This window comes from Algoriphagus ratkowskyi (assembly GCF_002150505.1).
Taxonomy (GTDB): Bacteria; Bacteroidota; Bacteroidia; order Cytophagales; family Cyclobacteriaceae; genus Algoriphagus; species Algoriphagus ratkowskyi.
Window position 1 is genome coordinate 43258 of record NZ_MSSV01000007.1, and the last position, 22599, is coordinate 65856.

The 22599-nt window shown below is 38.7% G+C and carries 15 protein-coding genes; 8 read left to right on the forward strand and 7 right to left on the reverse strand.

The genetic code is table 11. The annotated features are described in order from the left end of the window. Positions 1-928: 928 nt before the first annotated feature. Entirely contained in the window at positions 929-1678 is a 750-nt protein-coding gene (locus tag BVH02_RS08715; protein WP_086501045.1) for a flavodoxin family protein, read from the reverse strand. Between the two features lie 199 nt (positions 1679-1877). Between BVH02_RS08715 and BVH02_RS08720 the strand changes: the two genes are divergently transcribed. The 3 genes from BVH02_RS08720 (at position 1878) to BVH02_RS08735 (ending at position 5763) form a co-directional block, all read left to right on the forward strand. Then, complete coding sequence (locus BVH02_RS08720; protein ID WP_086501046.1) at positions 1878-2564, forward strand: Crp/Fnr family transcriptional regulator; 687 nt, start codon at positions 1878-1880, stop codon at positions 2562-2564. 803 nt (positions 2565-3367) lie between these two features. After that, positions 3368-4468: an ATP-grasp domain-containing protein gene (locus BVH02_RS08725; protein WP_086501047.1), complete on the forward strand. Its 1101-nt coding sequence runs from the start codon at positions 3368-3370 to the stop codon at positions 4466-4468. A 575-nt stretch (positions 4469-5043) separates the two neighbouring features. Further along, positions 5044-5763: a hypothetical protein gene (locus BVH02_RS08735; protein ID WP_086501050.1), complete on the forward strand. Its 720-nt coding sequence runs from the start codon at positions 5044-5046 to the stop codon at positions 5761-5763. Positions 5764-6026: 263 nt separating this feature from the next. Here BVH02_RS08735 and BVH02_RS08740 read toward each other — a convergent pair whose 3' ends face one another. Continuing rightward, complete coding sequence (locus BVH02_RS08740; RefSeq protein WP_086501052.1) at positions 6027-7247, reverse strand: cation:proton antiporter; 1221 nt, start codon at positions 7245-7247, stop codon at positions 6027-6029. Positions 7248-7889: 642 nt separating this feature from the next. Between BVH02_RS08740 and BVH02_RS08745 the strand changes: the two genes are divergently transcribed. The 3 genes from BVH02_RS08745 (at position 7890) to BVH02_RS08755 (ending at position 13331) form a co-directional block, all read left to right on the forward strand. Continuing rightward, entirely contained in the window at positions 7890-9215 is a 1326-nt protein-coding gene (locus BVH02_RS08745; RefSeq protein ID WP_086501053.1) for a Gfo/Idh/MocA family protein, read from the forward strand. Between the two features lie 606 nt (positions 9216-9821). Then, positions 9822-11231, forward strand: coding sequence for a DUF6600 domain-containing protein (locus tag BVH02_RS08750; protein WP_086501055.1), 1410 nt, complete (start codon positions 9822-9824; stop codon positions 11229-11231). 576 nt (positions 11232-11807) lie between these two features. Then, positions 11808-13331 carry a SulP family inorganic anion transporter gene (locus BVH02_RS08755; protein WP_086501056.1) on the forward strand — a complete coding sequence of 508 codons (1524 nt, stop codon included), beginning with the start codon at positions 11808-11810 and terminating at the stop codon, positions 13329-13331. A gap of 224 nt (positions 13332-13555) precedes the next feature. Here BVH02_RS08755 and BVH02_RS08760 read toward each other — a convergent pair whose 3' ends face one another. Together BVH02_RS08760 and BVH02_RS08765 are read right to left on the reverse strand one after the other, a co-directional pair. Beyond that, entirely contained in the window at positions 13556-14848 is a 1293-nt protein-coding gene (locus BVH02_RS08760; RefSeq protein WP_086501058.1) for a serine hydrolase domain-containing protein, read from the reverse strand. Between the two features lie 127 nt (positions 14849-14975). Continuing rightward, complete coding sequence (locus BVH02_RS08765; RefSeq protein WP_086501059.1) at positions 14976-16481, reverse strand: trypsin-like peptidase domain-containing protein; 1506 nt, start codon at positions 16479-16481, stop codon at positions 14976-14978. Between the two features lie 342 nt (positions 16482-16823). Between BVH02_RS08765 and BVH02_RS08770 the strand changes: the two genes are divergently transcribed. Next, positions 16824-19376 carry a mechanosensitive ion channel family protein gene (locus BVH02_RS08770; protein WP_086501061.1) on the forward strand — a complete coding sequence of 851 codons (2553 nt, stop codon included), beginning with the start codon at positions 16824-16826 and terminating at the stop codon, positions 19374-19376. A gap of 41 nt (positions 19377-19417) precedes the next feature. Here BVH02_RS08770 and BVH02_RS08775 read toward each other — a convergent pair whose 3' ends face one another. Next, positions 19418-19609 (reverse strand): cold-shock protein, encoded by a 192-nt coding sequence (locus BVH02_RS08775; protein WP_086501062.1) that lies wholly within the window; start codon positions 19607-19609, stop codon positions 19418-19420. A gap of 87 nt (positions 19610-19696) precedes the next feature. On the opposite strand from BVH02_RS08775, the gene BVH02_RS08780 reads away from it, so the two are divergent. Further along, entirely contained in the window at positions 19697-20188 is a 492-nt protein-coding gene (locus BVH02_RS08780; RefSeq protein WP_086501064.1) for a SixA phosphatase family protein, read from the forward strand. A 214-nt stretch (positions 20189-20402) separates the two neighbouring features. Here the strand turns inward: BVH02_RS08780 and BVH02_RS08785 are convergent, their stop codons facing one another. Together BVH02_RS08785 and hslU are read right to left on the reverse strand one after the other, a co-directional pair. Continuing rightward, a complete protein-coding gene (locus BVH02_RS08785; RefSeq protein WP_086501065.1) occupies positions 20403-21137 on the reverse strand; it encodes an SDR family NAD(P)-dependent oxidoreductase in 735 nt (244 codons plus the stop codon). Positions 21138-21160: 23 nt separating this feature from the next. Beyond that, a complete protein-coding gene (hslU, locus tag BVH02_RS08790) occupies positions 21161-22558 on the reverse strand; it encodes an ATP-dependent protease ATPase subunit HslU (protein WP_086501066.1) in 1398 nt (465 codons plus the stop codon). Positions 22559-22599 lie beyond the last annotated feature (41 nt).

Below are 22599 nucleotides of genomic sequence, written 5' to 3' on the forward strand. Positions count from 1 at the left end.
TAGTCCATTTCTGATTCTTGACTAAACCTCAGTAACCGTTGAGGTAAAAAAAGAGAACCTCAGGTATATCCCGAGGTACTTGATTCGTCAAAATTTCCTATACTTTACTTTCAGGCTTAATCATTCAATATAAGCTTTAGTGCATAGCCTTTTAATTGAAATTCCGATAATGTTGTTTGTGCTGTGAAAGTGACTTTTGCGAAGGGTAACAAATCCTTCTTTTCAATTGGTCCCAGCGATTGTCCGAAAAGCAAAATCACCACCTCCAGCCTATTTGTTGGTTTGTGAAGATTAACGAATTAACCAACTATTACAGTTAGCACATTGCCCAATCTGTAGGACAGCCCTTAAAATATTCGGTTTCTGAGGCGACGTTCGGAACGTTAAGAAATTTGGCTAGCTCTCGAGGTACGAGAGAGATCCGCCAAATTTTAGTGGAGAACGAGTCTCAGAAATCAAATCGGGAATTAATAGATCATGATTATCCGCAATGAGGTCAGAAACAATATTTTCTTTGCTCACTTGGACGGAAGACAGAAGACAGGTGACCGAAGCTGCCTCAATGTTAGTGTTAACCAAAGCTGGGAAAACTTTTGTCTCATTATTGGTGGAAAAGCGTGTATACCTACAAAAAATCATTTTAGCAGAGCCATCACTGATTTGAAGAATCATTTAGGGAAAAGGCTTTTGGTTACTTTTGGCCTTCAAAAGTAACAAAGAAAGTCCTCTCCGAGTGAAGTGGAATAAGTGTTGAGATCAAAAGGTGTAGTTCCATATAGTTGTCGGTAGTTATTTACACCTTCTTGCCCAAGTCAAGTATAAATTGAAAAAAAATAAGGGTGAAGTTGAAAACTTCACCCAGTCTAAGCCACCAGCGCTCTACTAATACGCTACAGTTTTCACCCTAGATAGAAAATCAATCATCCCTCTACGACCTATACTCAGGATTTGGATGATCTTTATTCGATTTGGCATCCCATTCAGTTCGCTGATTTCCATAGGCAGGAATACCACCTTGGTCTTTCAGCATTTTTGCCAAGTGCATCAAGTTCCAGGTCATGAAGGTTGTATTTCTATTGGTGAATTCATTCTCAGGTCCACCAGAATTTTTATCCATATATGAAGGCCCTGGACCCGCCTCTCCTATCCAACCTGCATCTGCCTGTGGTGGAATAGAATAGCCCAAATGCTGCAAGGAATAGAGGACATTCATTGCACAATGCTTAATTCCATCCTCATTTCCTGTCACTAAACATCCGCCAACACGTCCATAATAGGCATATTGACCTTGCTTATTCACTTCACCAGAAAGGCCATACAAGCGTTCGATAGCCATCGTTGCGATGGAAGATTTGTCGCCTAGCCAGATTGGTGTGCAGAGCACGAGAATATCTGCATCCATCACTTTCTTCTGAATCGCAGGCCACTCATCTATTTCCCAGCCATGTTCTGTCATATCGGGATATACTCCAAAAGCGATCTGATGATCTACTGGCCGAATTACTTCCACCGAAACACCATTAGCTTCCATGATGGCCTGACTCATGCTGATCAAACCCGAGGTATGAGATTTCTCAGGTGATTTCTTTAAGGTGCAATTGAGAAAAACGGCTTTTAATCCGGAGAAATCATATGGGTTTTCGTCGTTAAGCTTCTGCTGAAATGAGTTGAGTATCATGGATAATTTGTTTGAGTTGTTGGTTTATTATAATTCGTTTTTGGTTGTTGGTTAGAAAAACGAATAAGGATTTAAACTACGAAAATCACATCATTTAAAGTGTCTTTATAAAGACAGACATCAATTTATCGGATAGTATCCCAGTTAATAACTAATTTGAGCCTATCCTGTTCGATTAAATAGTTAATCAATTCCCGCTATGATTGAAAACGCCAACATCTGGTACCTTGATAATTTCAGTATGATGAATGTGCTGAAGCCTCATGAGCTTATGGATTTAGAGAAGATGACAGTCATGGCTGATGTGGCGAAGAATCAGGCTGTATATTTTCCGCAGGATGAAGCGAGAACTATTTATTTTTTGAAAAAGGGCAAGGTCAAAATCTCAAAGGTTTCCGATACAGGGAAAGAAATGATCCTGAGTATTCTAGGACCAAGGGAAATATTTGGAGAGCTAGTTTTGGCAGGTGATAACTTAAGAGAAGATTTGGCTATAGCTACAGAGGATGTGGTCATTTGCAAAGTCAATCAAGAGCGTTTCAAAGAGCTGATGGCTAAAAATCCCGATTTAAATTTCGCCATCACCAAGTTCATCGGTCTTCGAATCAAGAAAATACAAACCCGCCTGGAGAACTTGATTTTTAAGACTTCAGAACAAAGAATTACTTGGTTTATCAAGGACTTTACTACTGAATTTGGAAGGCAAATCGCCGGATTTCCAAATCAGTGGCATGTGGATATGAAGCTCACCCATAAGGAAATTGGCAAGCTCACTGCAACAAGCAGGCAGATGGTCACCACAGTTCTTAGCAACTTAGAAACAAAAGGAATCATCAAATACGATAGGAATAGAATCTACATTCTGGATATAAATCAGATTAATTGATAGTTGATCTTTAACTATAACCTAGGCAAGAAGGTGCTAGACCTTACATTTACCTATGCAAAAGTTTTGAAAGCTCAATAGAAATTGGCGGTGTGCACCAGACCATGTATCAAACTTTGGGTTTCACTCCAACTACATAAAATAGCAGCCTCCATTCTACACTACTCCTGACACACCTAGAACAACTGTAATAAAGTTGTGTTAGAATGGTGTAAACTAGAGTGTTAGCTTGTTTATATCATCAATATATTGAAGCACAGCTAAATGACTGGAGATCAACGTAGTTTTATGCGGTCAAACCTAAATATTTCTTTATTAATTATTTGAGTTAGTTAAAACTACTCAATTGGTTCAATTGTGAATAGCAAACGCCTATACATGAACCTGAAACACTTAATTACCAGGTAGTTTAATGCCTTATTTACAATATCGAATCCCTTAGTAATGATTCAAAAAATTAGTACACTTTAATATTTTTCTTCATCGTAATGATATAATTTTTCTAATAAGGATTTAGGAATATATAGGCTATATACAGGCAATTAATTAGACATTACCGATAAGGCATATAAATATATTTAGCCTTTTAAAAAATGTTATATTATTATTATTTTATTATTAAAATAATCTGAGTTTTCTTTTGGAAGATGAAAAAAATCACATAGTTTTATTCATATTTAGAACTGAAATATCAATCCTTAAAAAAAGGATTTTTTAATGAGAAAAACCACTTTTTAAGCAAAAACATTTTTCTTAAAAATAAGATTTAGTTTATATCTCGTTTTATCCTTAATATTTTTAAAATGCAAAAAATAGTAGACAAAGTATCATTTTCCGTCTTGATTCCAGACGGAGATACGCCGAACACACTGTCAATCGTTAGATGTTTAGGAGAAATAAAGAAAATTAAAATCTTTGTTTTATCCAAGGATAAGAATCATCCTGTCCGTTATTCACGACACATCACAAAATTCCTACACTATCCCAATGTAGAAACTGAAGAAGGGAAACTAAAGGCTATTATTGAGGCAATAGAAGAAACAAACGCAGACATTTTATTGCCAATTGACATAGAATTTATTCGTCTAGCTGCAGCGAATAAGGATATTCTCTCAAAACTGATCGCTGTTGCCCCTATCCCGGAAATTGAAGCTTTTGATACAGCCAATGATAAGTGGCTTCTCTCAAAATGGCTTAAAGTAAACGACCTCCCTCAGCCCGAAACAATACTTTTTAAATCAACCGATAATTTAGATGATATTATATCAACGCTCACTTTTCCAATAATTTTAAAGCCAATTATTGGATGCGGAGGGAGAGGTATACAGATAATTAAAAATATACAAGAACTATATAACTGGAATAATAAATTTAAAAATTCTGAAGATCACGTTATTCAATCTTATATAAATGGTTATGATATTGATTGTAGTGTTATAAGTATTGATGGAAAAATTATAATTCATACAATTCAGAAAAGTATCAAGTATGTAATTGATGACCCTTGGGCATATGCAATGGAATTTGCTGATAATGAAGCAGTTTACGAAATTGTAAAAGAAATTGTTGAAAAATTCAATTGGACTGGGGTCAATAATATAGCTTTAAGGTATGATGAAAATACCCAAGACTTTAAAGTCATTGAAATGAATCCACGGTATTGGGCAAGTGTTCTTGCTACATTATTTACAGGCGTAAATTTCCCATATACTTCTTGCCTGTTAGCATTAAAAAAAGAAGTTCCTAAAACGAGTGCTTCAAATAAAATTGTAATAAGAAGTGGCGATGCCTTAAAAATGATGATGAAGCGGTTCACAAAGCAAAACTACTTACATTATAATAACACGTATTTAGAATTAACTATAAAAGATCCAATACCTACAATAGCAAAGATATTTAGATAATTAAATAATATGATTATCCGAAATCATGTAAGTTTTGAAAGCATGACTAGCGATTATACTTTCCGATAGCTATCTGGAGAAGGTGACCGAAGTAGCCTCATTACAAGTGTTTACCATAGAATATATTGCTTTTAATGTTTTACTGGTGTAAAAGTGGATATACTTAATAGATAAAAAATAAACTAATAAATATATCATTATCATGTAAGGATATAAGTCTATTTCATAATGATGAGAGGAGATTGTCTCAGCAGCAGATAGTTTAAAAGGCTAGTCGATTTTTCGGCTAGCCTTTCTTGTTTACTTTATATTTATATTTTAAGATTTTTAAAAACACGGCTGTAGATAAACCACAATCCCAACCAATTGATGTTTTTCTCACCCATAAGGAATTAGGAGAGCTTAATGCCACAAGGAAGCTGAATGTCACAGCAGTTCTCAGCAATTTGGAAAACAATTGGAATCATCAAATGCGAAAGAAATAGAATCTATATTCTGGATAAGAGGCTGATCAAATGATGGGTACGTGGTGGATTTGGCAAAATTTTAGGTATTATTAATTAATCTTCAATCAATTGAACACGCCACAAACATTCGAACAATTCTATCTCAAAATCAAGGGAAATAGATGGTATTGGCTATTTTCAATCTTTTGTCGATTGGTATTAGCCTATGCTTTTATAGTTGCGGGAATGGTGAAAATTTTAGGTGAAAGATTTGCAAGTGGCTTATCAGACATTCATCCAATGGGAGCTTATTTGGAAGCATTACATCGCACAGGCTATTATTATACATTTATAGGAATTGCTCAGGTAGTTGCCGCTGTTTTGTTGCTAATACCTAGAACTGTGGCTTTAGGAGCGGTGTTATATTTTCCAATTATTATAAATATTTGGTTACTCTCATATGCAGTTCGTTTTGAAGGGTCGATTGTAACATCACCTTTGATGGTTTTGGCCAACCTATATCTTCTTATATGGAATTATGATAGGATTAGATATCTATTGCCTCTAAAACAATTCTCCGACCTTGGTATTGTACAAAAGCCAACGAAATACAGTACAAAATTTCCATTTTTGTTTTTCTCTGGAGTACTTATTACTGTGGTGCTTACGATTTCATTTGCACGATTTGGATATGACGTCATGCCAAGAAATTCTCTGTCAGACTGTAACAAGCAATTTGAGAACACTAGAAATGAAGCTGTTGGATTTGAGTTTTGTCGGTGCATTCATAATGATGGCCAATTATTAGACGAATGCTTGAAAGAGTTTGAAATATCAATAGAAAAATAAAAAAATTAGGCCCTCTGAACAAGTCGGCCTTGAGTAATAAGCCCGCAGACTGTCCCGCACAGCGGGAGTACGACTCTCACACCACCCTCTTTCCAACTTTCAAATAGAACCCATGAGCGTATTCCAGACTTTTTATCTTTAGTCAGGCAAGCCGAGTAAAACAGCTGCAAAAATCTAATAATATCTTTTTAGGAGTTATCATAGAAAGTTAGTCTCAGGGCAGAGCCTAGCCTTAATTCCTTGCTGGAGACAGCCAAATCCTTTTAATCACCCACTTTTTTCATAGCCATGCTGACTGTAAGTCCATGAATTAAAATTGACAAGGCTACAGTTAATGACACAATAGACCAGAGCTCATCCTGGTACTCAAAACTGATTTCTTGGAATGCAAAAGCCAGATAGAAAATTGAACCCAAACCCCTGATACCAAAAAAACTGATTGTCAATTTTTCCCTTTTTGAAATATCCGTACCCAGCAGACTCAAATAGCCAACTACCGGGCGAATGACAAGAAGTAATAACAACACAAAAAATACCATATTCCAAGTTAAGTTTTCTAGAACACCCAGTGAGATAGCCCCTCCAAAAAGCATCAATAAAAGAACTACAAAAATCCTCTCTACTTGATCCGTAAATGAGTGCATGGACTCGTGGTACTCATGGTTCTTCTCATAGTTACGAAGCGTCAGCGCGGAAACGAATACAGCTATAAACCCATATCCATGTATCATTTCAGTAAGTCCATATACCAACAAAGTCATCGATAGCGCAACGAACCCATCTAATTTCTCTAAAAACTTATACTTTTTAGAGAAATCGAAAATCAAATAACCTGCGGCCTTGCCTAATAAAAACCCTGCTATTAATCCTGCTACTATTTTGTAAATGAAATGGAACGTTAACCAACTCCACAGTGTATCATCAATCCCAGCACTGATCGCAGCAACAGTTATTGCTAGCCAGGTAAATGGGAACGCTAACCCATCATTGATTCCAGCCTCTGCGGTTAAGGCAAATTTTGTTTCTGAATCCTTCTTTTCGTTAGGAGGACTAACTTGGACATCTGAGGCTAGCACTGGATCGGTAGGCGCTAATACTGCGGCCAATAATAGAGCTGCAGCCAAGTTCAGGCCCAACATAAAATAACCCAACAATGCAGAAACTACTATTCCTAGCAGCATGCCTATGAATACCAAACGCAATGGTAAGCTCCAATTTTTTAAAGAAAAGGTACGTTTAATCTTTAAGCCCGCTCCCATTAATGAAATGATAACAATCAGTTCTGTTAGGTGAAGTACGACAGATTCATTTTCTTGAGGGAGTGGACTGGGCAGGTGATCGGGAAATAGCCAATACAGCAAAACTCCCGCAGCCATATAGAATACAGAATAGGATACTCCAAGTTTCTTAGATAGAAAAGGCATCCAGGCCATGGAAAATGTTACTAGCCCAATTATGAAGAGTACTACAATAAATGAATTCATCAATTTTAGTTAATCAATTTCATAGGACCCAAATTTATAATTAGGATCAATATGCTACTAGAATATATTTCCCTTAGATAGCATCAGACAATGTTTAAAGATCATATTCAGATATGCGGTATTTGCATAAAGGAGACTGAGTATTAATCTAATTGCTTTTGAAATACTTTTTTAAAAAAGATGTACAACTGACACATTTCTTAAAAAGCATGCTGATCATGAATGTATTTTTTTTAATCTACTTCCCCAATCGGCCTTTCCAGAAAGAATTAGTAAGATCAACTCTTGTGACAAATTATCTGCCAGACCTAAATACAATTATTTGGAAAGATGTTAGTCCTGCTAGGATAATTACTGGGTCAACTAATCCTTAAAACGTAGCTAAATATCCGCAAACGATATTTTTATGCTAAAAAAAAATTTAGTTTTTTCCTCTTTATTAAAGAGTTGGAAAAACTTATATCCTTTGAGTTGTAAGATGTTACTCCAGCTAGCTAATTTGTTTACACGCTCATTTATGAAATTTTTTTTTTAAGCTAGAAAACATTCTTTACCAGATTTTATTCTGCCGAACTTTCTATTCATCACTATTTCCCGTATTTTGAATTCACCATTTTTCACTTTATTAAAAATCAAAACCTAATGACCGACCGACGCCACTTTATCAAATCTACTGGAATCATCGCTGGCGGACTTTGGCTTGCACCTTCTCTACTAAAAGCCAAACAAGGCATCGCTGCAAGTGACCGGGTTAGGGTAGCACTCATAGGTTGCAATAATATGGGATTTGGAATTCTTCGTCATCATCTCGCATTGCCGGAAGTCGATTGTGTAGCTCTCTGTGATGTAGACCAAAATGTGCTTGATCGGAGAATCGAGGAAGTAGAATCTGCGACCGGTAAAAAACCGAATCGATATACGGACTTCAGAATCTTGTTGGAACGCAACGATGTGGATGCGGTAATAATCGGCACGCCCGATCATTGGCATTGCCTGATCACTGTAGCTGCATGTCAAGCTGGGAAGGATGTTTATGTAGAAAAACCGATGGCGAATACAATAGGCGAATGTGAGTTAATGGTGGATGCGACAAATCAGTACCATCGAATCATGCAGGTGGGTCAACAACAACGCTCAGGACGCGCGTTTATCGAGGCCCGCGATTTGGTAAAAGGTGGATACATAGGTAAAATTAGAAAGGTAAATATCTGGTCAAACTTCAATTACGGACTTGGCAATTTTATTCAACCAACGACTCCAATTCCTGCAGGAGTAGATTATAATTTTTGGCTTGGACCTGCACCTGACAAAGACTTTAACCCAAATCGTTTTCATGGAAGCTGGAGGCATTTCTGGGATTATGGCGGAGGGCTGATGTCTGACTGGGGCGTGCACTTGTTGGATATGGCGATCTGGGCGGAAGCTACACCTGCAGTCCCTTCTCGAGTTTTGACTTATGCAGCTAATGTAGATTTGGCAAACCGGGATCGAGACACCTTTGATACGATGAATGTCCTCTATCCTAAAAAAGACTTTTTGATCAATTATGATATGAATGGCGGACTACAAACCGGGCCATATGGCAAACCTTATGGAATAGGATATGTTGGCGAAAAAGGTACGCTAGTAGTGAATCGCAGTGGATATGAAATCTATCCGGAATGGGATCCAGAGGCGAAAGCCCCAAAAATAGAAGCTAAAAAACTGGAAGGAATGACTGACAGCCACAATCTCCACGTTGCCAATTTTGTAGAATGCATCAAAACAAGAAATCAACCTATTTGTCCTCCAGAGGCTGGTAGAATTGCAGCAATGCATGCCCACATCCCAAATATCGCAGCAAGAATTGGAGCTGAGGAATTGATTTGGAATGAGGAGAAAAGAGAGTTCACCGGGAATGCTGCTGCCAATGAGTTGATATGGCCCAGCTACAGATCATCCTGGATATTGCCAAAAATAAGTACTTAAAAACAAAACCTCATGGAGTAAAACATTACTTTTTGATCTAAAGATTGAGAGATGATTGTAGCATTGTAAACGATAAAGGTGACTCGAAAATAGCTTTAAAAGAAGCAGCTTTAATTAAGAAAATACACATACGCTTCTTTTCCAGTAGCAACTAAATACCTAAACAACTTTGAAAGACTTGTAGAGATGCCTAAAGAATTCAATTTGGTTAGTCGCAAGATTCGGTACAGTTAAAATTTTTTACTGCAGTTGTAAAAAACTTTTTCAAGAAAACCTCCACAATCATCTCTGATTTTTTATCTTAAAACATAAAAACCATATCAAAAATATTTTTTAGCCTAAAATAACTTAATTAATATTTTTATATATGTTGCCATTTCTTAAGACAATCTTAAGAAATCATCTGAATTTCAGGGAACTGTTGATCTATTTTTTTACGTAAAAGGACCTGTCAGCTAATTCATTTCAATGAACATGAGAAACTTGGCCTGATTTTGGTTTTAGTATGCATGCATCCTTTTAATAGGTAATTGCATCTATAAAGAAGAAGATTATTAAGCCAACAAGAATGTCAAACCAATTATTTAACTTCTAAACCCACTATACATGAAAACTCTACAAGTACCGCGATGGATGAGAAACTTGATGATGGGCATCATCGCTTTAATTTGGATTATGCCTGCTGAAGCTAAAGCAAATAAACCTGCAGGAGTTTCCTTTCAAGTATTCTATGATGAATTGATGCCTTATGGTGATTGGGTGAAAGATGGGCGATATGGCTATGTATGGTTGCCTTCTGTTTATGACGATTTCCATCCTTATGGCACCAACGGGCACTGGGTAATGACTGGTTATGGCAATACCTGGGTTTCAGATTACGACTGGGGATGGGCGACTTTCCACTACGGACGATGGTACTACGACGACAACTACCGCAGCTGGGCGTGGATCCCTGATTATAACTGGGGACCTGCTTGGGTGGACTGGAGATCAGGTGGTGGATACTATGGCTGGGCACCGATGGGACCTGGTTTCTCCATTAACTTTAGAGTAAACATTCCTGCAAACTATTGGGTGTTTGTCCCTCAACGAAGATTTGGCTACGCAAATGCTTACAATTACTATGTGCCTTATGGACGAAGAGTAAACATCTATAATAATACGACCATTATTCACAATACCATAGTTTACAACAACAACCACTACTACGGTGGACCATCACAAAAAGAGGTGGAACGAGTGACGAAACGATCCTACCCTGAACGTAGAGTAGAAAGCAGTAATTCCGCAGGTCGAACTGTTGCTTCGAGAAATTCTGTAAGTGCTTATAGACCTGATTTGCAAAGTGCAAATGGAACTACTATTGCTGCCAGACCATCTAGAACACTATCATCCGGAGATGCTAGAACGCAACCTGCTGCAAGGCCTTCTAGCCAGACTAGTAGATCAGAAGCAGTATCTGGCCGATCAGCCAGCACTTCCGCAGGTACATCACGATCTCAAGAAAGTAGTGGAGCAAGTCTTAGTCGCTCTGAGTCCTCAGGTGTAAGATCTACCTCCCCTACTTCTAACCGTGGCGAATTTGAGACTGCACCATATTCGGGCACTCAAACTAGAACCTCCACACCAACTCGTGAGAGTCAAGGAGACTATACCAACTCTAGGAGTTATGAGACCAGAACTTCTGCTCCAACAGTAAGAACAGAAAGTAGCAGACAGCCTGAGACAAGATCAACTCAAACAAGAACTCAGTCTGCTCCGGTAATGAGATCAACTGAAAATAGAACAGCGCCAAGTACTTCTACAAGAACACAGCCGGCGACTTCTAGAACGCAGTCCACAAGTCCAACGACTTGGAGTACCCCAAGTTCTCAGACTAGATCTATACCAGCGACTAGTCGGTCTACTCCACAGGTTGGAAGTTCTACTAGTTCTAGAACAGCACCCGCTTCGACTTCTCGAACTTCTTCTGGTACTACAAGAACAAGTTCTAGTACATCAAGAGGAAACAATTAATTCAAAACAGCACCTACTTAAAAGGATAGCCACACGGCTATCCTTTTTTTTATTTGTCGCGAAAAACACAATGTTTAGCACAGCAAGCACAGAGTATGTTATTCTGCTTCTCCAGTAGTGGGATTTATTTTTCATCAAAAAAGCAGTAGCCTAACCATGCTAATTGAATTTAATCGATATCATCCCTCTGGGAATTAATCAACTTATCGGGATACGATTTCAATAATCTTATCAACCTTTCAGACTTGGAAATCCTAAAGGGATAATGGCCAATAAAAGAAAAAGAGATTACTTATAAAGGAATCCTGAAGGGTTTTATCATTTTACCAGATCAATTAAAAGCTGCATATAATGTTCTCCTATTTCTACAGACGATAATCATATTTTTCACCTGCCCAATTGAATCAACTCCTTCCTATCTTATGTAACAAAGTATCTCTCCAACCAGCTTAGACTGCTAGTTAAAGCGAGATATTAAGGCTAATCCGCCAAATAAAATTTCGAATTGCGCTTTTTGTCTATCTTTGCAACCTGTTTTCATCATGAGCGACTTCTCTCGCTAAACCTATTTACACATTGAAACAATATTTCAACCTATTCGACTTCAGCCAAAAAGTTGATTACAAAACGGAAGTTCTCTCTGGTCTTACAGTAGCCATGGCACTTATTCCAGAGGCTGTAGCTTTTGCATTGATCGCTGGACTTTCGCCGCTCACTGGCTTATATGCTGCATTTATGATGGGGCTTGTTACCTCCATTCTGGGAGGCCGTCCAGGAATGATCTCTGGAGCTACAGGTGCTGTAGCGGTGGTGATCGTAACTTTAGCTGCGACTCACGGCGTAGAATATGTCTTCGCTGCGGTTGTTTTGGCGGGTATACTGCAAGTCTCAGCTGGAGCCTTGAAGCTTGGTAAATTAATGCGCCTAGTTCCTCATCCAGTAATCTTTGGATTTGTTAATGGCCTAGCCATCATCATTTTTATGTCTCAATTAGATCAATTCAAAGGTGGTGATGGAAGCTGGTTGTCTGGCTCTACATTATATATATTGCTTGGACTAGTTTTCCTGACCATGTTGATCATTTGGGGTTTACCAAAGTTAACTAAAGCAGTTCCAGCATCGTTGACGGCAATCTTGGTTGTATTTGGATTGGTTACTGTTTTAAATATTGACACCAAAACTGTTGGTGATATTGCAGCCATCAAAGGTGGCTTCCCTCCTTTTCACCTTCCTGCTGTTCCCTTCACATTTGAGACCTTTCAGATTATTTTCCCTTATGCTGCGATTGTAGCCGGTGTTGGTTTGATTGAAAGTTTATTGACGCTAAACATAATAGACGAAATCACTGAGACAAGAGGTCGCGGAAACAAGGAAGCTGTTGCACAAGGTATTGCCAACATGCTTTCTGGAGTGTTTTCAGGAATGGGTGGTTGCGCCATGATTGGCCAGAGTTTGATTAATATCTCATCTGGAGCAAGAGCGAGACTTTCCGGAATTGTAGCGTCCGTCATGCTTTTAGTATTCATCATGTTTGGATCTAGCTTAATAGAGCAAGTTCCAATGGCAGCATTGACAGGCCTGATGATCATGGTTTCTATAGGCACCTTTGAATGGGCAAGCCTTCGAACATTTACCAAAATGCCAAAATCGGACGTTTTCTTGATGGTCTTGGTAACCTTGATTACTGCCTTCTTGCACAACTTGGCCTTGGCTGTTTTAGTAGGTGTAATTCTAGCAGCATTATTTTTCGCTTGGGACAATGCTAAAAGAATCCGTGCTCGAAAGAATATCGATGCGAATGGAGTAAAGCATTACGAGATGTTTGGCCCCCTGTTCTTCGGTTCTATTGCAGCATTCAATGAGAAATTTGATGTACTCAATGATCCAGCTGAAGTGATCATAGATTTCCAAGAAAGTCGTGTAGTGGATATGTCCGCCATTGAAGCTCTAAACAAATTGACTGAGCGCTATCATAAAGTAGGTAAAAAAGTACATTTGAAGCATCTGAGCCCTGATTGCAAAAAGCTACTAGCGAATGCTGATGAGCTGATCGATGTCAATGTGATCGAGGATCCTACCTATAAGTTGGTCGTAGATTAAGGTTTCTTTAACTGCGAAGGGCACAAAGGAAGCGCCGAGAGCATAAGTAGTTTATGCGACTTAGTTGGACAAGCACACAAAAAAAAAGGGAAGTCGACTGGCTTCCCTTTTTTTAATGCATCACGTCTGAAAGCGTTTAAGCCTCTTATGAGATGGGTTACAAAAGAACGTAATTTCAATCGCTTAGAAAGTTTGTAATCGTTCTTGTCAGACAAGCGGATTCACTATTCAATTGCAGCAAAAACCATTTGCCGGAACTTCCAAGCAGATTCATCCCCAGTTCCTCCCTGGGTTTGCTTCATTAATATCCCTATAGTATTGGTCACAGGATCTGCGAAATACTGGGTATTGAAATATCCACCCCAATCAAAGGTTCCTAAGCTTCCGATCCCACCTTGTGTTACTCCGTTTTCATCCACAAGTCCAAAGGCTAATCCATAATCTTTTCCACCATTACCTAATAAATCACCCACTTGATTACTCATAATAGTTTTGATCGTAGTAGAACTCAGAAATCTCGTTCCATTGTAAACTCCACCATTGAGATACATTTGCAGGAATTTGGCATAGTCCTCAGCAGTCGATGAAAGTCCTGCTCCACCAGAAAAGAAGGTTTTTGAGCCAGTTTTAGGGTAATCAGGATCATAGAAAGTCATAGGATAAGACTCCCATTGATTATTCATTTTTCGGTGTATTGTCACTAGTTTTTTACCCTGAGCTTCATTCAAATAGAATCCTGTATTTTTCATTCCCATTGGATCAAAAATCCTAGTTTGGAGAAATTCATCAAATGGCATCCCTGAGATCACTTCTATAAAGTAACCCAACACATCGAGACCTTCACTGTAGGTATATTTAGTGCCTGGCGCATGATGAAGTGGCAACTTTGCCAGTTTCTTAATGTTATCACTGATTTTCACAGGCTCGGTGGTAAATAAATCTACTATTCCAGCTTTAGCATAAATCATTTTCATCTGCTCATTGCCGTCGATCATCCCATATCCTATTCCAGAAGTGTGAGTAATCAGGTGCCTAATGGTGATTTGGCGTGGGGATTTTTCGGAAGAAAAAGAAGAGTCTGCATTCCGAAACCCAGTCAAAATCTGAGGATCAGAGAACTCAGGAATAAACTTTGAGATCGGATCATCCAGTTTAAACTTCCCCTCTTCCCAAAGCATCATCACCGCAGTGGAAGTGATTGCTTTGGTCTGAGAAGCAATTCTAAAAATTTGATCTTTAGCCATCTGAGTACCGGAAGGAACATCGGCGAAACCTTTGGCTTCATGATAGACTATCTTCCCGTCCTTTACAATTAACGCTACCAAACCGGGAACTTGGTTATCGCTTAGGGTTTGATCTAGCATTTGATCTATACGATCCAAACGAGTAGCAGAAACCCCATTTAATGGCTGATTTCCTTGGGGAACAAGTTTGGTGGATGGAGTTTGACTTAGAACGGTATTGCTTAAAATCAACAGTAAAAAGCAAGAAGTAAAACTTGAAAAATATTTTTTCATACGGAGTGAATTTATTGGGGAAGTAAAATAGTAAATATGTTCAGAAAACCTGTCCTTCTACACCTAATCACAAAAAAACAGGCCGATGATCTCTCAGCGGCCTGTCCATTTATCAATTTTTATTCACTCAATTTACCTCAAAGTAATATTCCGTACCATCTTGGAACATTCCGAGTACGACTATAGGATCACCTTCTGTATCATTTAAAACTTCTAGTAATCTATCTACGCTAGTAATCCTAACTCTTCCGCTTTCTGTAATAATGGACGTAATGATAAATCCTGCTCTTGCGCCGGCATTTTTCCATTTTTCACCCTTCACTGATGCAATTACAGCTCCACCAGCAAGCTCTAATTGTGTCTTTATTCCTTGCGGCACTTCTTCGAAGCTAACCCCTTGAAATTCATAGGTTATAGGGATTACTTTCTCTACGATGTCTGTTGTTCCCGCAAAATTCTTCAGTGTTGCATTAGTTTTTATTGTTTTTCCACCACGGATATATTCCACATCTACTTTGTCCCCAGGTCGCTTTCTTGCAACCATTTCCTGCAGGTTAGCTACATTATTAGTCACTCTGCCGTCCACGCTGACGATAATATCACCTGCCTTGAGACCAGCTTCCTCGCCTCCACTATTCTTATTTACTTGGCTTACATAGACTCCTTGCTCTACTGGAAAATCAACTCCAAGTCCCTCAGCTAGCTCTTGACTAACATCTAAGATCCCAACGCCAAGCAAAGCTCGTTGTGCAGTACCATACTTCATGAGATCATCCATTACTTTTTTCACCAGCGTACTTGGCACTGCAAATGAATAGCCATTGAATGTTCCTGTTTTGCTCGCAATAGCAGTATTGATACCGATCAACTCTCCAGCAAGATTGACAAGTGCTCCTCCTGAATTACCTGGATTTACTACCGCATCAGTTTGTAAGAATGCTTCCACAGAAAGATTATCTTCCACATTTCTAAGAATCCCGATATTCCTGGCTTTTGCAGAAATAATTCCTGCAGTAACTGTAGAGTTTAGATCAAATGGATTCCCAACAGCAAGCACCCATTCTCCAATTTTAGTCATGTCAGAATCTCCAAACCTTACAAAAGGCAATCCTTCGGCGTCAATTTTCAATAAGGCCAGATCGGTTGTTGGATCAGTTCCAATTACTTTGGCCACGTATCGCTTATTGTTATCCAGAGATATCAGCAGCCTTGTAGCATTTTCTACTACATGATTGTTTGTCACTATATAGCCATCTGGCGAAATAATCACTCCTGAGCCTGTACTCATCACAGAAGGTCGCTCTTGGCCGCTTCCTCCCTGTTCTTCTCTGGGAGGTATCCCAAAATACTCCTTTATAGGATCTCTACGGCCTCTGCTGCTACCAGAATAGGTCATTTCACTTCTCACATGAACCACTGCCGGTACCACTGCTTCAGCTGATGCTACAAAATTGATTCCATCAGGAACCGTGAATTCAGCCCCTGAAAGTAAGTTGGCAAAACTCATTGGCTGCTTCTCATCGAAGCTATTTCCACTGTTTGGTTGCGTGAGAAACCTAACGCCCGCTAGGACGACAATGCCTCCGATTAAAGAGGCAAGAAGCATTCCCAGAAAGAATTGTCTTTTGCTCATATTTTTTTGGTTTATTTTACAACTACATAAACTGATTGTCGCTCAAAAAGGTCCAACTATAACAGCTTAAAATTTAAGCGTTTGGTCAAATTAACATGAATTAACCGCATTTGAGCACATTACTGTAAATTCTCAGCTTCTAACTTCCATAGTTAACTGGTAAGTCTGTAACTCAATTTTACCGCTGGATGTTTAATATAAGCTAAATCATATCGTCCGTAAATCTTGTATCCTTGCATATAGAAGAAAATTAATCTCACAAAATCGCGAATAGTACTTAAGGTTTGTGCTTCAAATGCCATTTAGAACGATTTTCTCTATATTAAACTCAAATCTGAATTTATGAAGCGCTTGTTATTAGCAATAAGTTTTATCCTTTCCATTTCACTATTAGGCCAAGCCCAAAATAATGCAGCCCCAGCAGAAACTAATAAATCAAATTCTATCACAGCTATTGACACGCTTTTCAAATTTGAGGGCACAACACCCGCACCTGCTCAGGCTCCCAAATCCGCAGGTGCTGTTCTCACTCAAGTAATCAATAAAGCGCAGCAATATGCCTTCGATCTGAGCGAAATAAAGATAGAACTCTCAGATTACTTGGACACGACGGATATGTCCACTCAGCTTCCTGAAATAAATCTTATCGCGGTAAGGATAAAGGCTAGGACTGAACGAGATTCTGAGTACCTCAACCATCGCTATTTGATAGGTATGGAAAATTTGGTCGCTACCGTCGGGGACCTTAATAAATCCTTCCAAAATAGAATTCAAGAACGTGTCGAAATTCTAACTGATGTAGGTACTAAACTAAATGCAATTAAATCAGATTCACTTTTTGCTATGACGCTGCGTGATTCAACTCTGATTCCTGAGATTAATCATGAGCTCAAAATGCTAAATAATTCCTTGAGAACAATTGACAGCATTTACTTGGAACAAGAGATCCTAACAGCAAAGTTTCAAGCTAGAATATCTGAAAACGCTGTGGTTTTTCTGTCTTTAAAACAATACTTAAATCAAAACAAAAAGAGACTAGATAGGCAATATTGGACTAAAGAAATCAACTACGCATGGCAGCCCTCCACATATTCAGGCGACATAATTTTCTCATCTGTAGTCAAAGAGTCAATGGAATTTAATATCGCGTTGATGAAAGCTTACCTGGAGCGGACAGGTTACATTTTTCTGATATGCGTAGTGATTTTAATTTTATTCTATTTAAAAATAAAATCAACTATCAATGAAATTAGTAAGCAAAAAGATTTTGCCTCCCTAATTCTTGATCGTATCAAATACTTTAAAAAGCATACGTTCATATCTACTTTACTAATTCTGGTACCTGTATTTCTGATTGTTTTCAATAAGCCTCCTTTAGTTTTCATATCCATCTTGTCATTGATGATGGTCATAGCATCTAGCTTGCTGGTTAAAGAACAGTTTGGAGATTACTTTAAAAAAATCTGGTTTGTTTTCCTTACCCCTTACATACTGCTTGCTTTAAGCAGTTTGAACTGGAAAGTTGCGTATCAAGAAAGATGGTTCATCCTCTTATCAACCATACTATTCATTATCATGGGCATCTTGCTGTTGAAGTATGCCAATTCAAGTGAAAACAAACGACACAAATTCGTCAAGTATCTCGCTATCTTTTTGATAGCCATTGAAACATTCGCTTTCCTAACAAATGTGATGGGAAGATTTAATTTATCTAAAACTTATGCAGTCACAGGTGCTGTACTATTTTATAGAGGCATAGGCTTGTTTCTTTTTGTCAATGTATTTCTGGAAGCTATTTATCTATTTATTGAGAATAGCAAAAAAGAGACAGATGGCTTCACCACCTATTTTGATTTCCAGGATTTACAGAAGCGAATGAAAGGCTTGCTGTATGCTTTCGCCATCTCAATTTGGGTGTACGGAGTCTTATGGCAATTGGGATATTTTGACGATGTCTATAAATGGTTTTACGACTTCCTTATTCAGGACCGCACCTTGGGGGAAACTGTTTTTCAATTTGGTAGTATTCTACTTTTTATCACCATTTTATATGTATCTACCTTTCTAGCTAATAACATCGCTTATTTTGCGTCGGTTAAAGATCAGAAAACAGCAATATCTAGGAAGCAGAGATTGGGAAGTTCCGTGCTAATTATCAGACTTGCCGTTTTGACAATAGGGTTCTTCATAGGTATGACAGCCGCCAAAATTCCATTTGACAAAATCGCCATAGTATTAGGAGCATTATCAGTCGGCATTGGCTTCGGTTTGCAAACGATTATCAACAACCTCGTTTCTGGTGTAATTTTAGCCTTTGAGCGCCCTATTCAGATCGGGGATGAGATTCAGGTGGGAGAAAATTCCGGAACTGTGAAGGAGGTAGGAATCAGGGCCAGTAAGATTCAGGCTTATGATGGTTCAGAGATTGTAGTCCCGAATGGCGACTTGCTTTCGCAAAGCTTGATTAACTGGACGCTCTCTGATAAAAAACGAAGAGTAGAATTGATTATTGGAGTTGGATATGGCTCTGACATGAAAACTGTGAAGTCTGTGCTGGAAGAAGTGCTGAGCCAAGAAAGAATACTTAAAGCTCCTTCTCCAAAGGTATATATGCAAACATTCAATGATAGTTCGGTGGACTTTCGTGTATTATTCTGGGTGGAAAGTATGGATATTTGGGTAGATGTACGTGCAGAGGTGATGAGTACTATTTTCGAGAAATTCGCCGAACATGAGATTGAGATCCCATTTCCAAAAAGAGACCTTTACCTTAAGTCAATACCTTCGAACTGGCAGGAAAAAATATCCAGACCAGGGGAAGATATAAGTCCTAAACAATTAGATGTTGGATCAAAGGAGCCAACAGGTATACATAAAAAATCCTCTGAAGAGTAAACTTCAGAGGATTGATTCTCGCTAACAAAAAAAGATCTTAATTAAGCTCTTTTTACATTGACAGCATTAGGGCCTTTGTTGCCTTCTTTGATGTCATAAGTTACTTTGTCGTTCTGTGCGATCTGATCTACCAACCCGGTTGCGTGTACGAATACTTCGCTTTGAGATTCATCGTCAACGATAAATCCGAACCCTTTGGCCTCATTGTAAAATTTTACTGTTCCCGTAGACATAATAATTTGTAATAAATTGTAATTGAAAGAGTGCTAAAATAAATATTCAATTAAAAAAAACAAAATAATAATTCTTTTATTCCGAAAATGAAGAAAATAATTTTGGTTAGACATGGGAAGTCTGCTTGGAACAATTCCAATTTGACAGATCACGATAGGCCCTTAGCTACTCGAGGACTTGATGATGTACCAGAAATGGGCTTTAGATTAAAGGAAAAAGGCATAATTCCTGATCTCATAGTTAGTTCTACAGCCATACGCGCTTCACAAACTTCCGAACTACTTGCAGAGGTACTTCATCTACCCAAATCAAAAATAGTCTATGATAAAAACCTCTACCATGCCTCTTATTCTATGATTTTGAAATGCATACAGAGACAAGATGATGCACATGAATTAATCTTCATAGTTGGGCACAACCCAGGGATGAATGATTTTATTGATTTTTTCGGTGGCAATTTTGACAATCTCCCCACTGCTGGACAATATGGATTACTCGTTGATTCAGCACATTGGATACAGCTTAGACCCGAAAACGCAAAGTTTTGGTTTACAGATTACCCGAAAAACAAGAGCTGAAACGCTGTCAGCAGTAAAAGGGAAAAAGTAGTAAGTAGTAAATTAGTAAAAAGTAAGATGTAAAAAGTGTGCAGTCGCGGTGATCAGTATTGAATAACGCGAGCTCTCATCGCCGAAGTTTGTGTCTCCAAGATCGAATTGCTAAAACAACTGATTGCATTCCCCGAGTATTATTTTGAGAGTTTCGCGGTGACAATTTAACCATCAGTAAAAACTAAGGCAAATCAAAATCCCGAACATCCTGAATCACTTCTTTGAATTCATTTTCATTCTGTAGCAAGTAGCTGATCTTGGCGGCCACGGATTCAGGTGTGGATAGGTCTCCATTTTCCTTGTACGTTTTGAATCGTTCGATTTCGGGAAAATCTAATCCATCAGCTAGTCTGATTTCATGCTGCATCTCTGTGTCCACTATTCCTGGAGCTACGCTGAAAAACCTGAATTGCGAATTGGTATTTTCTTTTGCAGCAACTTTCGTAAACATCGCTATGGCTGCCTTTGTACTGCAATATTTGCTCCAGCCTTCCATAGGCTTGGAAGCAGCACCAGAACTGATGTTGCAGATGATTTTTTTCGCATCTAAGTCTTTGTAAGCCGCTACAAAAGCGTTAGTCAAGTACATGGGAGCCAATAAATTAATATTAACATTCTCCCTCATCATTCTCACCTGAAGGCTTCCTACTGCTTTGATCTCTCCTATCCACCCAGCATTATTGATCAGGATCACTTCTTTAAAATCCCCAGCTGGAAACAAATCAGAAAGCTTATTCTCCAACACATCCAAATCCCCAAAATCAATACTGATTTCGCTTAATTTGGAATCTTCGAGACCAAGTATCGTTCTGGAAATCCCTACAATTTCAAATTCATCCTTTTTCAGGTAGGTATCCAAAATGGCTCTCCCTAAGCCTTTGCTATGGCCAGTAAGTATAAGAAGTGATTTTTGCATTGCTAAACTACTTAAGTTCTCAATTAAAGAATATACTGGGACAAATCTCTATTTTTCACGAGAGTATTCAATCGCTCTAGTACCATTTCTTTGTTCACCATTATCTTAGAATTAGCAGTGATTGTATCCGGCACATCAAATAAGAAGTCATTAAGTAGATGACTCATCACAGTATGAAGTCTTCTTGCTCCGATATTTTCCACTTCCTGATTGATCAAAAATGCCAGTCTGGCGATCTCCTCAATTGCATCCTCAGTAAATTCAAGATAGACTTCTTCCGCCTCAAACAGCGCTTGATACTGCTTGGTAAGTGCATTTTTTGGCTCGCGCAAAATTCTAGAGAAATCCTCCTGGGTCAAACTTTGCAGCTCAACACGAATCGGGAATCTACCCTGCAATTCTGGAATCAAATCAGATGGCTTCGCGATATGAAAAGCTCCCGCAGCAATAAAAAGTACGTGGTCTGTATTCACCACGCCGTATTTGGTATTTACCGCTGATCCTTCAACAATTGGCAATAAATCACGCTGTACACCTTCACGACTTACGTCCGGACCACCGCCATTCTTGCTGGATTTGGAAGCAATTTTATCAATCTCATCAATAAAAATAATTCCGTTATTTTCTGCCAGTTTGATTGCTTCTTCCTTCACTTCCTCAAAATCAACTAGCTTAGACATTTCCTCTTCAAGCAAGATTTTTCTTGCTTCAGAAATACTCACTTTTCGTTTTTTTACTTTTTTAGGCATCATGTTGGAAATCATATCCTGAAGTCCGGCCATGCTTGCGTCGTCCATCATTCCATTTCCAATCATCCCTACTCCCATTGAGGAGCCTGCTTTGACGCTGATTTCGATTTTGCGATCATCTAATTCTCCGTCACGAAGTTTTTCTCTAAAACGATCACGCGTTCTCTCATTCAATTCTGCATCGCTACTTGGCTCCGAATCACCCTCCGTATCCACAGGGATAGCACGAGTGAAACCGGCACTTTTCACTGGAGGTATCAAAATATCCAAGATAAGTTCTTCCACCGCTTCGGTAGCTTTCACTTTTACAGCCTCATTTTTCTGCTCTCTCACAAGCGCTACTGACTGCTCCACAAGGTCTCTAACCATGCTTTCCACATCACGCCCTACATAACCAACTTCGGTGAACTTGGAGGCCTCCACCTTGGTAAATGGCGCATTGGCAATTTTGGCAAGTCTTCTCGCAATTTCCGTCTTGCCGACACCGGTAGAACCTATCATCAGAATGTTGTTTGGAACTATATCCTTTTGGATCTCCGTCTTCACCATCAGGCGTCGAATTCTATTTCTCAGAGCAATCGCTACGTTACGCTTGGCATCGTTTTGCCCAATAATATATTTATCCAACTCAGCGACAATCTGTCTCGGAGTAAGTGAAATTATTTTTTCCATGATGTTAGGTTAAAATGTGTTCAGATCGACGTGGCCACTTG